Source organism: Streptococcus oralis, from assembly GCF_001075875.1.
In the GTDB taxonomy this organism is placed as follows: domain Bacteria; phylum Bacillota; class Bacilli; order Lactobacillales; family Streptococcaceae; genus Streptococcus; species Streptococcus oralis_I.
Genome location: NZ_JUOS01000048.1, coordinates 1 through 238, shown reverse-complemented (window position 1 = coordinate 238; position 238 = coordinate 1). Strand labels below are relative to the sequence as shown.

The following is a 238-nucleotide window of genomic DNA, read 5'->3' as shown; positions in this document are numbered from 1 at the left end:
ACCAGAGAAATACGTTGTTTCTGAAGAGAAATTCGATATCACAGGCGACAAACTCGTTGATGATGATTCTGAATTGACTGATAAATATGGTGAAACAAATACAAACCCATACGCAGATGGAACTTCAAACAACGAATCTCAAAACTTGAATACGAAGACTGTTAAACGTGGCGACAAGTTGGTTTACCAAGTATGGTTGGATACAACTAAATTCGATGCAGCTAACAAGGACAACATC

Annotated in this window: 1 protein-coding gene; it reads left to right on the top strand. The window is 37.8% G+C overall.

Annotation, left to right across the window (positions count from 1 at the left end; all coding sequences use genetic code 11):
- The coding region (locus ADM33_RS03195) for a hypothetical protein (protein WP_049503142.1) at positions 1 to 238 on the top strand (238 nt) is incomplete at both ends.